At 43.6% G+C, this 12800-nt stretch carries 11 protein-coding genes; 7 read left to right on the forward strand and 4 right to left on the reverse strand.

What is annotated here, in order from left to right:
* Positions 1–53: 53 nt before the first annotated feature.
* Both TW84_RS18035 and glgC read left to right on the forward strand, forming a co-directional pair.
* Positions 54–1928 carry a sensor domain-containing diguanylate cyclase gene (locus TW84_RS18035; protein ID WP_240478198.1) on the forward strand — a complete coding sequence of 625 codons (1875 nt, stop codon included), beginning with the start codon at positions 54–56 and terminating at the stop codon, positions 1926–1928.
* Positions 1929–2083: 155 nt separating this feature from the next.
* On the forward strand, positions 2084–3301 hold the full coding sequence (gene glgC, locus TW84_RS18040) for a glucose-1-phosphate adenylyltransferase (RefSeq protein WP_045977003.1): 1218 nt from the start codon (positions 2084–2086) through the stop codon (positions 3299–3301).
* Between the two features lie 167 nt (positions 3302–3468).
* On the opposite strand, the gene TW84_RS18045 is transcribed toward glgC, so the two are convergent.
* Entirely contained in the window at positions 3469–4356 is an 888-nt protein-coding gene (locus tag TW84_RS18045; RefSeq protein WP_045977004.1) for an AraC family transcriptional regulator, read from the reverse strand.
* 185 nt (positions 4357–4541) lie between these two features.
* On the opposite strand from TW84_RS18045, the gene TW84_RS18050 reads away from it, so the two are divergent.
* Positions 4542–5690, forward strand: a complete 1149-nt coding sequence (locus TW84_RS18050; protein ID WP_045977005.1) for an iron-containing alcohol dehydrogenase — start codon at positions 4542–4544, stop codon at positions 5688–5690.
* A 153-nt stretch (positions 5691–5843) separates the two neighbouring features.
* Here TW84_RS18050 and TW84_RS18055 read toward each other — a convergent pair whose 3' ends face one another.
* Both TW84_RS18055 and torS read right to left on the reverse strand, forming a co-directional pair.
* Positions 5844–6368 carry a GNAT family N-acetyltransferase gene (locus tag TW84_RS18055; protein WP_045977006.1) on the reverse strand — a complete coding sequence of 175 codons (525 nt, stop codon included), beginning with the start codon at positions 6366–6368 and terminating at the stop codon, positions 5844–5846.
* Positions 6369–6376: 8 nt separating this feature from the next.
* The gene (torS, locus tag TW84_RS18060; protein WP_045977007.1) at positions 6377–9250 is read right to left on the reverse strand and encodes a TMAO reductase system sensor histidine kinase/response regulator TorS; all 2874 of its coding nucleotides are present in this window, start codon (positions 9248–9250) and stop codon (positions 6377–6379) included.
* A gap of 116 nt (positions 9251–9366) precedes the next feature.
* Between torS and torT the strand changes: the two genes are divergently transcribed.
* The 4 genes from torT to TW84_RS18080 all read left to right on the forward strand — a co-directional run bounded on the left by torT (position 9367) and on the right by TW84_RS18080 (position 11946).
* The gene (torT, locus tag TW84_RS18065; RefSeq protein WP_045977008.1) at positions 9367–10332 is read left to right on the forward strand and encodes a TMAO reductase system periplasmic protein TorT; all 966 of its coding nucleotides are present in this window, start codon (positions 9367–9369) and stop codon (positions 10330–10332) included.
* A 22-nt stretch (positions 10333–10354) separates the two neighbouring features.
* A complete protein-coding gene (locus TW84_RS18070; protein ID WP_045977009.1) occupies positions 10355–10810 on the forward strand; it encodes a methylglyoxal synthase in 456 nt (151 codons plus the stop codon).
* Positions 10811–10871: 61 nt separating this feature from the next.
* Entirely contained in the window at positions 10872–11510 is a 639-nt protein-coding gene (locus TW84_RS18075; protein WP_045977010.1) for a bifunctional 4-hydroxy-2-oxoglutarate aldolase/2-dehydro-3-deoxy-phosphogluconate aldolase, read from the forward strand.
* A gap of 238 nt (positions 11511–11748) precedes the next feature.
* Entirely contained in the window at positions 11749–11946 is a 198-nt protein-coding gene (locus TW84_RS18080; RefSeq protein ID WP_045977011.1) for a hypothetical protein, read from the forward strand.
* Positions 11947–11955: 9 nt separating this feature from the next.
* Here TW84_RS18080 and TW84_RS18085 read toward each other — a convergent pair whose 3' ends face one another.
* On the reverse strand, positions 11956–12603 hold the full coding sequence (locus TW84_RS18085) for an HAD-IA family hydrolase (protein WP_045977012.1): 648 nt from the start codon (positions 12601–12603) through the stop codon (positions 11956–11958).
* Positions 12604–12800: the final 197 nt, after the last annotated feature.

Consider the following 12800-nt stretch of genomic DNA (forward strand, 5'->3'; position numbering starts at 1 on the left):
ATAAGTTTGTGGTGCCGCCGGGCTAAATGTTCAAGTTAAATTCCCGAATTCTTATGCAATTCGTACTCGTTTTCATCACTTTAGCCTTCGTGCCTACCCTTTACTTTGCCAGTGAGTTGTCGAAAGTTGAGGAACAAGCACGTAAGCAAGTTGATCTGCTTACACAAACCAAACTTGAATACGCGCGTTCTGAATTAAAATCCCATTCTTCGAAAGTTATAGAATCCATTAACGTTCTTTCAACTAATGGGGTTTTTCGCCGTGCGGTTCTTGAGCCAAACAGGATGAATCTCGATACGTTGCAAGACTTTTGGTTACTGGTTGTGCGTACCCAAGGCTACTTTTCTCAACTGCGTTACTTGGATAATAGTGGTCAAGAAGTGGTACGAATCAATCATCACCAGCGAGCGAGCATAGTGGTTCCTAAGCATTTACTGCAAGACAAATCACATCGAGATTACTTTGAATTCGCGCAACAGCTTCCTAGCAACACATTGGGGACCTTTGGGATCGATTTGGAGTTAGAAAACAATGATATCGCGAAACCTCTAACGCCTAGCTTACGCATCATTGTGCCAGTTGATATTCAATCTCAACGTCGTGGGTATTTCATTGCCAATTTAAACTTCGAATATTTGTATCAGCGCCTTGCTTACAACAAATTCAACAGCGAACTACCTGATGTATATAATGCACAAGGCTACTACGTCATGTCGGAAAAAATGGACCGCATCATGGGCCATCTTGTGGAAGAGAATGAGCAATATCAGTTGAGTAGAATGTACCCTAAACTGTGGCGTCAGCTTCTACTAAACCAAAATGGTACGATTTTCGAACAAGGCAAATGGCTTTCTTACGTCAAAGCAGAGATCGATACCCTAGATAGGCCCATTCAGTTTATTTTAGTGGCGGAGGTCTCGCAACATGACGCCTCGCAACTATACCTTGATCGTAAACAAGAACTGACGATTCAAGCTCTTTCTATCTATGTGATTATTGTCTTCATCACCTTTAGTTTCATCACTTGGAACTTTAACCACACCAAGAACAGTTTGGAAAGCCAGATTGCACGAGCCGCTATGAATGGCATGTCCGCAATGTTGATTACCGATCGTCATAATCGAATCATTAAGACGAATGAGGAATTTACTCGTGTCAGTGGCTATACCTTTGAAGAAGTGAAAGGGAAACAACCTTCTTTCTTTGCCGCGAACAAACATGAGCAGGAATTCTATATCAATATGTGGAAAACTCTCGAAAAAGAGGGGCTATGGGAAGGTGAAGTCGTCAATAAACGGCGAGACGGTTCACTCATTACTGAGATTTTGCGAATGCAGACTGTGACTGACAACAATGGCGTGATCCAGTTTTATGTCGCGTCATTTGTTGATATTACACATCGTAAAGAGCTCGAAAACAGGCTACGGGAGATGAGTGAAAAGGATTCAATGACCGGTCTATGGAACAGGCGTAAATTCGATCAGGAAATGGCAATGCAATGTTTACGGACCAAACGTTATAGAGACTCAGAGCCAACGTGTTTCGCGATTGTCGATATTGACCACTTTAAACGCGTCAACGATCAATTGGGTCATGATGAGGGTGATAAAATTATTAAGTCTGTCGGCGTTGCTCTAAGTTTACATCTTAGAGAAACTGATTTCATCGCACGAATAGGTGGTGAAGAGTTTGCGATTATCATGCCTCATACTCGTCTACAGGAAGCTGAAATCGTCACAAATCGATTACGCACATCGGTGTCACTTGAACATCAAGAACAAATTACTGTCAGCATTGGCGTCACTGAAATGGATGACTCTATCGAAAATACCTACAAACGCGCTGATGTCGCGCTTTACGAGTCTAAATCCCTAGGCCGAAATAGTGTGTCCATTCTCTCTTCAGCAGAAATGAATACGGTTGCCTAATTTTGGTGCAACGCCCTACATTAGTGCGTTCACTTAAAAGGCAAAGCCATCACATCTAGACGTAACGCACACAAATTCAATAAGTTGAATATTGGCTCGAAACTTGTACTAACTTTCGTAGAAGCAACGAAACGCACTGATTCGGGGAGAAAGACATGCAAGACACATTAACGGTAGTTTTAGCTGGCGGAATGGGTTCACGGCTTAGCCCGTTAACTGACGATCGCGCTAAACCCGCTGTGCCCTTTGGCGGTAAGTATCGCATCATCGATTTTACGCTTACCAATTGCCTACACTCTGGTTTAAGAAAGATTCTTGTCTTAACTCAGTATAAATCCCACTCTCTACAGAAGCATTTACGTGATGGCTGGTCTATTTTTAACCCTGAACTTGGCGAGTTCATCTCTGTTGTACCACCACAAATGCGGGGCGGTGGTAAGTGGTATGAAGGCACCGCGGACGCAATCTATCACAACCTGTGGTTGCTATCGCGAAGTGACGCCAAATATGTCGTCGTACTATCGGGAGACCATATATACCGCATGGATTATGCAGCCATGCTTGAAGAACACAAACTAAACAATGCTAAGCTGACAATTGCCTGCATGGATGTGAGCCGAGAAGAAGCCACACAGTTTGGTGTCATGGATATAGACCAAAACGGCATGATCACCTCGTTCATTGAAAAACCTCAAAACCCTCCCACTATCCCTAGTAAACCTGATCGCAGTCTTGCATCAATGGGAATCTACATTTTTGATATGGACGTCCTTCGCAGTGCGCTGGACGACGACGCGGACTGCTCAGAATCGAGCCATGACTTTGGAAAGGATATTATTCCCAAGCTCATCGATACAAAGGGCGTATACGCTTATGATTTTTGCAATGATAAAGGACGAGTAGCCAAAGATTGTTACTGGCGAGATGTCGGCACATTGGATTCTTTTTATGAAGCTAATATGGATTTACTGGAACCCGTTCCGCCAATGAATCTTTACCAGCCTGATTGGGCAGTAAGGACCTATGAAGCTCAATGCCCCCCTGCTCGTACAGTATCTTCCGCAACAGGAAATGAAGGTATTTTCATCAACTCGATCATTGCTAACGGCGTAATTAATTCAGGTGGGTCAGTACAACACTCTGTTGTTTCCCCTAATGTGCGAATTAATGACAGTGCAACGGTTGTCGACAGTATTCTCTTCGATGATGTTGAGGTAGGTGAAGGCAGTCAACTAGTTAACTGTATTATTGATAAACATGTAAAAATCCCACCAAACACGCAGATTGGCTTAAATAAAATCGAAGATGCCAAGAGGTTCCATGTTTCACCAAAAGGTATTGTGGTAGTCCCTGAAAGTTATCAGTTTTTGTAAAAAAGCCCTCTCATTTTATGTAAGAGGGCTAGAACAAGAGACTGACTAGATCTCCCATAGGGGGTATAACAAGAGCGATTTAGACCGCTCTTGTTACTAGGCTGATTATGGCAACTCTAACTCCCTAAAAAAACAGTAATTTTCTCAAGGAGCCTTTCCTCTTTTTCTTAATTAAGCAGTTTCAAACCTGTCGGTGTCTCATTAAAGTGGCGCTTGAACTCGCGAGAAAACTGAGAAGCACTGTTATAGCCCACTAGCCTAGCCGCATCATTGACCTTTTTCCCTTCGAGTTGAATCAGTTCTTTGGCCTTATTTAGGCGTACTTTCTTAATATACTGGATAGGTGACTCAAGTGTGATCTGACGAAATGCACTATGAAAAGCAGACATACTCATATTGGCTTCTTCCGCTAGGTGCTGTACTGAAAGCGACTCGCTATAGTTTCGATGGACTTTATCCAACGCTTTGGCAACTCGCGCATATTGACCTTCGTGGTGAGCTAAATCAAACAACACGTGCCCTTCGCTGCTAGTTAACGCTCGATAAGCTAATTCCTCTTTTAGCGATTCTCCTAACAAGGCTAGCTCTAGCGGATTGCATAGTGCCTGTATGATACGTTTACACACATCCAACATTGACGCTTCCATACTTACCGATCTCAAACCACACGTTTGCTGCAAGTTCTCTTTGCAAGGTGTAAAGCCCAAAGCTTCAAGTTTGTTCACCAAACGGTGCAGTAGTTGTGAGTCAATATCTATCGTCAGACCCAGTAAAGGTTGACCGTTAGTTGGGATTGCCTCACATTCAAGAGGCATAGGGACGCCCACCACTAGATAGTCGTTAGGCCCGTATTGCACAGGCTCGTCGCCAAGGTGAATATTTTTATTGCCCTGCCCCAAAACAATCACGCCAGATTGGTAAACAAAAGGCTGGCGCTTATTTCCTTTACTGCTGCGATAAAACCAAACACCGTCTAGTTGCGTTTCCCTCGCCCCTTCAAGATCGTTTAATTCATAGATATCAACATACTGTTGCATTAACTGAGCAAGTGTCATGTTATCTCCCCATTTTTCTATCAGCATATACAAAAAGTAGGATTAGGCAACAAAAACGGAGGATCCGATATTTTTAAAACCATTTTTCAACACTAATATGCATTAAAACAGTCCAGTGCTTCGAATGACGAAGTGCTTAATCAGTCTGCCTTATCAGGCGATAAACTGAAGCAAGAGGAATGACAATGCAATTTACTTACGCTAACCCTACCCAAATCCTTTTTGGCCAAGGTCAAATCAGTTCTATCCAGTCATCTATTCAACCGACAGATAAAGTCTTAATCATCTACGGTGGTGGTTCGATAAAACGCAACGGCGTTTATGATCAAGTCTTGGACGCTCTAACAGGCCATGAGTGGGTTGAATTTTCAGGCGTTGAACCAAACCCAACAAAAGAGACTCTTGATAAAGCCGTTGAGATCGTAAAACAACAAGGCATTGATTTTATTCTCGCTGTTGGCGGCGGTTCAGTGATCGATGGTTCTAAGTATGTTGCGGCAGCGTCTAAATACGACGGTGATGGCTGGGACATTCTGACAGGTAGCCACCCAGTGACACAAGCGACGCCAATCGGTGCGGTTTTGACCCTTCCTGCGACAGGTTCAGAATCAAACATGGGGGCGGTCATTACAAAAGCGGAAACACAAGACAAGCTCGCTTTCCTCAGCCCATTTGTACAGCCAAAGTTTGCCGTGATGGATCCTGATGTTATGAAAACACTACCAGAAAAACAGCTGGTCAACGGTATTGTCGACGCTTGGGTACATGTTTGTGAACAGTACTTAACCACTAACCATGGAGCAATGGTACAAGACGGCTATGCAGAAACTTTACTTCGCACATTGAAGAAACTGGGTGAAGAATTTGATAGTCGTGACGACGATGCGTGGCGCGCAAACCTGATGTGGTCAGCCAACCAAGCGCTAAACGGTTTAATAGGTAGTGGCGTTCCACAAGACTGGGCAACACACATGATCGGTCACGAGCTGACGGCTCTTTGGGGCGTTGACCATGCTCGCTCGCTGGCTATCGTGCAACCTTCGCTATTGCGCAATCAAATGACACACAAACGCGCTAAGCTAGAGCAAATGGGAACCAATGTATTTGGCTTAGAGTCAGGAGCTGACTTGGCGGAGCGAACGGTTGACGCCATTGAAAGCTTCTACCAAACCATGCAAGTGCCTACACGCTTAACTGAACACGGAAGCGATAAGCAAAATGCGATTGATTCCGTAGTCAATCAACTAGAGCTGCATGGTATGAAAGCGCTAGGTGAAAATCAGGCGATTACTCTCAAAGAAAGTCGTGAGATACTCACACAGGCTATTGCTTAGCCCACCCAGTTGGTACGCTAAAAAGCAGCAAAACGCTGCTTTTTAGCATTTGGGTAAATAACAAAATTGGCGGCTTTCCCTAGCGTTCTCTTCCAGTTGGGTGTGGTGTGCAGTGCGACGCCTATACGCAGCCTCTATATCTACGTATAACAATCAGATGTGAAAGCGATAAATTAAATCATCATAGAGCTTACCACCTATCTGATAGGCATTTTCTTCCCGTTCCATAAGCTCAAAACCAGCTTTTTCCAAGACTTTACATGAAGCAACATTACCATCAGTAACGATCGCATTAATATTCTTAACCGTTGGAAAAAATTGTTTAATATGTTTTATCAAAGCCAAGAGTGATTCTGTCCCGATACCTTTGCCATGATATTCTGGAAGTAGTAGGTAGCCTATCTCTACAGAATCATCAGATTCGTCTTCAATACATAGCCCAGTCACACCAACGGCTCTCTGATTGACGCTATCAGTAATCACTAAACACAACCAATGGGGACTTCCCCATTGCCAAACAGGAAGTCGTGATTCAAAACGTTGGCGAATGTCATCCAACTCAGGTTGATCAAAGGCGTAACGTATTACATCCTCTTCTTGATGTAAGCGAAGAAATAGAGGCCAGTCGGTTTCTTTAATCTGACGCATCAAAAGTCGGGGGGAGGCTATTTCTATCATAATTATACCTAGTCAACCAGTTCATTTAGTGCCTGTTTTGAATCTTCAATGAGGGCCTGGAGCTTCGTCCGAGCCGCCAAATACTCGGCAATGGGCTGTGTTGAACTTTCAATCCTCAAACACACATCCGATAATGCTAGCAGACCTAAGCTTCCTGCTGAACCCTTCAATTTATGCGCGAGTTGTTTTATTTGATTCGCGTCATCATGCTCAACGGCAGTTTGCATAAGATGCATCGTTTCATCGGCGCCTTCATCGAACAAGTTAATGATTTTTTTCATTTTATCATTCCCTAAAACTAGACTGTCTCGACGAACAATGCTCGGGTCCAGAACCAATGAAGGGGCGCCTTGCGTTTGTTTACCGGCTGTTTGAGCAAGCGATAACTGGTGTCCTTTGATACTGTCTTGTATCAGACTACAAAGCGCATCCTTGTCTAATGGTTTGGGTAGATATCCATCGAACCCTGCAGAAAGATAGCTCTCGACCTCTTCGTTATACACATGAGCAGAAACGGCAATCATTTGAGTGACGCTGTCACCTCTCAAGCTTTTTAGCTTATTCAACAACTCAATACCATTACAATCCGGTAAGTTAATGTCGAGCAGCGCAATATCAAAGTCACACTCAGAGTACAAATTTTGGGCAGACTCTCCATCTGGGGCAATAACAACCTCGTGTCCCAAACTCTTTAGGAACCCTTCAGCGACCATGCAGTTAATTGGATTGTCTTCAACTAGCAAAACTTTGGCGGCATGGAGAGCGCGTAAACTCGGCGCTTTTACGGACACTTTTGACCCTTGGCTTAAAGGTATACTAAAACTAAAGCGGCTTCCCTGACCGACCTCTGAGTCTAGTGTCAGAATCCCTTTCATGGCTTCGACGATACGTTTGCTAATAGCTAGCCCAAGGCCAGTTCCACCTTTAGCACCAATCCCACCTGATGCCTGAGTGAATGCCTCAAATAAGTTCTCTTGTTCTTGTTCACTGATACCAATGCCTGTGTCTGAAACGTCAAACAACACATTTCCTCGCACCTCAGGATCGTTGGTGATATAGATATCAACATGCCCTTGATCGGTAAACTTAACGGCGTTTCCTACCAGATTGGTGAGTACCTGACTAATCCGAGTGACATCACCATAGAGGAATTTATGCACATCACTTTCTATGAGAACACTAATGTCGATTTCTTTTTCCGTTGCGCGCCCTACAAAGAGTTGTTTCACGTCGTTAACCATGTCATACAAGCTAAAGTCAACCGCTCTTATCTCTAGGTGCCCCGCTTCGATTTTGGAATAGTCGAGGACATCATTGAGGATAGCCAGTAGTGTCGTACCACTTCGGTTTATCACGTCCACGAAGTGCGCTTGCTGCTTATTCAAATCTGTCTCTTTTAACAGTCTTGCGGTTCCAAGTACGCCATTCATCGGTGTACGAATTTCATGACTCATGGTTGCAAGGAAAGCTGATTTAGCGCGACTGGCTTGCTCAGCCTGTCTCCGTGCCTTGGCATGATTTAACACCGCATGATTGAGGCGCTCGTTGGTGTCTTGTAACTGATATGTTCGCTCTGTAACGAGCTCTTCGAGGTGCTCTTTATGTTGTTGCAATTCATGTTTGGCTGTAGCTTCACTTTCGGCAACCACTTGTAGCGCCTGCGCCGTGTTTCTGGCAGTAATAATAGCTTGCCCCATATGGGCAAGTTCGTCACTACCCTTGACTGCAACATCAACGTTCAACTGACCTTGCGCAATAGAAAGCAATGCAGACGAGTACTCTGCTAAGCGCTTGAGGACAGAAAGATAGACAACTTTCCAAACGATAAAGATAGCAGTCAACATACCGAGTACAGTAATAATGGTCAGGCTGAGTTGAGCGTATTTAAGTGTCGTCTTCAACTCATCAACTGCATCTGTGGTTGCTTGGTTTGAGTGATCCACCAGTTTGTTAACCGTCGTATTCAATGCTGTTAGTTGGGTTAGTGTGTCTTGCATCAGCTGTTGGGCTGATTTTTCATTGGAGTAACGTTGCAATAACACGTCAAAAACCACCTTGCCCTGCTCTAAATTGTCAAGTAATTCGACCATCTGAATAGAGCGCGTAGGATCTTCCACTGATTTGACACGACGCTTCATGATTTCAAGGTTGTCACTGAATTCTTCTCTCACCGTATGAAGTCGATCAATGTCAGAGATCGTGCGTGTTTCTTCAATATGGTTGAGCATTTTGAATGCTAATAAGTGCAATTCATGTAGGCGCTCGGCTAGGTCTAAATCGACTTCAACTAAGGTGTCCAGAGCCTGATAGGCTTGCTCTGTGCGTTGCTTCTCCAACAAATCATAAATATGAGTGACATTCGCGATGGCAATAGTACTAGTATTTGAAACCTGTGTACGCGTCAAGACCTCTAGTTCAGAGGCTTGCTCTCGAAGTTCCCCCGTCCGCGTACCCAATTCTTTTTCCAGAACCAGTTTCTTCTCTACAACGATACCTAGCTCGACTAAAGTATCGATTACGGTTTGAACGTCAACTTCTAGTGTGCTTAACAGTTTGGAATCAAAAGAGTCTGAACCCAGTTGTTTAATATGTTGAAGTAAACTTTCCAACTGAGAGAACAATTCTTTACCCGACTTTTGGCGCTGAAGTTCGGATTTAGAATTTGAGAGAGTTTGCACAGAAGCAATGATTCGTGAACTCAGTTCAGACACTTGTCTAGCTTCAATCATGGAAGGGATAGCGGAATTCACAACATTCCTTTCTGTCTTCGCAACTGAGGAAAAGCCGAACACACCAATCAACGCGGAAATCAGTACTAGCAGCGCCATTGCGAGAAAAGCAAACAGCAACTTCCGACCAATACTGGCTTTAGCAAGTAACATTAAGTAATTACACTTCTTTGCACTGTGGGAATACGCTATATTTTGCAGTGTTTATGTAACGATTACCAACGATATACATCATGCTTCCAGCTTTCTCCCTAATACGACTGTTTATAATGGCCATTACGGTGTGCTCGTTCATACCAACTTCTTTGTCTGCCGCTGAAGCACCTCTAAGACTGTGCGCGCTTTACCCCCACCTTAAAGACTCTTATTGGCTTTCCGTTAATTATGGCATGGTAGACGAGGCTAAAAAGCTCGGAGTTGATTTGAAAGTATTTGAAGCCGGCGGGTACCCAAATCAGGCTAAACAAAAAGAACAACTTGAAAACTGCCAGCGGTGGAAAGCAGACGCCATTATCTTGGGCACAGTCGCTCCTGATCTGTATATGAACAGTTTGCGCCAATTCGCAGTTGATACTCCTGTTTTTGCCAGTGTTAATGAACTGATTTTGGGTAGTCACTCAAGAAAACAGCTCAAAGGCGAAGTTGGCGTCGATTGGTATTGGATGGGCTATTACACAGGGCAATATTTGAAAGATAAACATCCCCTAGGCTCCGGGACTAAAAATATTGTTTTACTCCCCGGTCCGGATTCTAGCGGTGGCACTAAGCCTGTTATCCGTGGTTTTCTCACTGCTATTGAAGACAGTGATATTCAGATTGTTGAAACCTACTGGGCAGATAATGACAAGGAGCTTCAGCGAAATCTTGTTCAGCAATCTATCGAGCGCGAAGACCTAGACTATATAGTTGGTAGTGCTGTAGCGATTGAAGCGGCGATCAGCGAATTAAGGACAGTGGGAAAAACGGATCAGATCGGACTCATATCAACCTACCTCAGTCACGGCGTTTACCGCGGACTGCTGAGAAATCGCGTGGAATTTGCGCCTACTGACAAAATGGTTAAACAAGGTCGATTATCTGTAAAACAAGCGGTAAGCTATCTAAAAGGTCAACCTTACGAGAAAAGTGAAGCTCCGAGCATTGAGGCACTGACACCTGAAAACTTAAAACCTCAGGTGATATCGGATTCTTTGTCTCCATCAGAGTATCGACCAACATTTTACGTCAATAATTAGAGATATCAGGGAACAATCTAGAATGCAGAAAACAACTCGCACTATGCCTGCACACAAACATGTAGCTCTTGTTGCGCATGACAACTGTAAACCAGAGCTACTTCGCTGGGTTACCGAGCACAAAGAGAAGCTTCAGCGCCATTTTCTGTACGCGACCGGCACAACAGGCTCCATGCTGAGTAAAGAAACAGGCCTAGCGATAAAGAGCATGATTTCCGGACCGATGGGCGGTGACCAACAACTTGGTGCTCTGATTTCGGAAGGAAAAATCGATATGCTTATCTTCTTCTGGGATCCACTTAATGCTGTACCGCATGACCCTGATGTAAAGGCCCTACTCCGTATCGCCAGTGTTTGGAACATCCCAGTCGCTACAAACCGCGCAACGGCAAACTTTCTAATCGAGTCTGACTTAATCGAATCTGAAGTCGACATCGAAATCCCAGATTACGAAGCATATTTAGCTGAGCGTACTTAAACATGACAACAATACTCCAAAGAGACATAGGCTCATTAACTCCACTACACAAGGTGTATCCATGTCAATGATTAGCGAACAACTACGAAAGCTTAAAGTCATCCCAGTGATAGCAATAGACAATGCAGAAGATATTGTGCACCTTGGCAAGGTTTTAGTGGAAAATGGGATGCCAGCGGCAGAAATTACATTCAGATCTGATGCGGCGATTGAAGCAATTCGTTTATTGAGAGAATCTCAGCCAAACATGTTGATTGGGGCTGGAACTGTACTTAACAGAGAACAGGCAATAGCGGCGAAAGAAGCAGGAGCTACTTTCATCGTTTCACCAGGATTAAACCCCAATACAGTCAAAGCATGCCAACAGATTGGTATCGAAATTATTCCTGGTGTGAACAACCCAAGTACCATCGAAGCCGCCTTAGAGCTTGGTTTAACGACGCTCAAGTTCTTCCCTGCTGAAGCATCTGGTGGTGTAAATATGGTCAAATCTCTATTGGCACCCTACGCGGATATTCAGCTGATGCCTACTGGTGGAATCAACTCAAAGAATATTAGAGATTACCTCTCTATCCCTCGCGTTCTGGCGTGTGGTGGGACTTGGATGGTTGACAAGCGGTTAATTGAAGAAAAAAACTGGCCAGAGTTGGCGAAACTTACGCACGAAGCAGTGGAACTGGTAAACAATATCGACAGCTAAATAAAACTCCTCTTAGGTCGAGGAATTGCTCTTGTTTGACACATTTTGAACTCTAGTCCGAGATGGGTATCGGCTTTAATAATTTTATGAGTCGACTCCCATTGTTTATGAAAACTCGTTAAACTGGCTATATTCAAAAGATTATTTAACTAGAATAGCGTTGCACAGACGTGTTCTAGGTTATTCACAGTAAAAGAGCGTTAGTTATATAATTTGGCCGTTTTCAACTGGATCTTTCATGGAATCGAAACAAGACGAAAAAATACTTTGTTGTCCTTTATGCGGCAGCGAAGAATATCTGTTGTCAGAAACAGGCAGTATGTTGTGTGCTCAATGTGGAACATTTTTCGAAGATATTGAACAAGCGGTTGCCTTGCAACCTATTGTGACGACCAATAAGCTAGATACAACAGTGACGAATCAATATACTCATTGATTTCAATTACTAAACTAGAGTCTCTAGGTCTTTCAGCGTTCTGATTCTCAAAACTTTATCGGAATGGACCTTATCATTAAGCCCCACTAGGTGAATCGTCTTCACCCCAGCTCTAATACCTGCTTCCAAACCTTTTGGCGTATCATCAACATATATGCATTCGTTAAGGCAAAAACCCATATTCATAGCACTGTAGTGCACTAAGTCAGGATCAGGCTTCCAACTATTCGTATCGAACGCTGAAAAGATCTTACCTTCGAAATAAGGCAACAAACCCGTAATTTGTAGCGTTTTCTCGATTTTTGTCTTGGGCCCATTTGAAGCGACACAATACTCAATCCCTTTCGCCTCTAGGTAGCTAATCACTTCAAATACACCGTCCATAGGCTTAAGATGAGCCTCAAAAAGCTTCTCTAACACTTGACGATATATGGGTTCTAGTTCGTCCAGTGAAACATTAAGACTGAGTCTATCACGCATATCAGTAAGAATGTCAGCCAGCTTCCCCCCCTCAAAATGTTCTATTGCCATGTCTAAAGACAGATGAACATCATATCGATTGAACACATCACACAAAGCCTGACAACAAAGTCTCTCACTGTCCACCAAGGTGCCGTCACAATCGAATATCACACACTGAGTTTGAGGTTTGCCCATCCTATCTTCCTTTTATCATGCACTAGGTAAAATATTATTCCAGGTCATCGAGATTGGAATGATGGGGTTAACACTTCGATTAAATGTCACTGAGTTGATGATAAAAACACCAAGTCTGTCACTAATTCACGCGCTAATTGTATGAATTTAATAATAATGACATAAAGCTAAGTAGTAGAACAACGAACATGAGAGTT

Source organism: Vibrio neptunius (assembly GCF_000967495.1).
GTDB classification, from domain to species: Bacteria; Pseudomonadota; Gammaproteobacteria; order Enterobacterales; family Vibrionaceae; genus Vibrio; species Vibrio neptunius.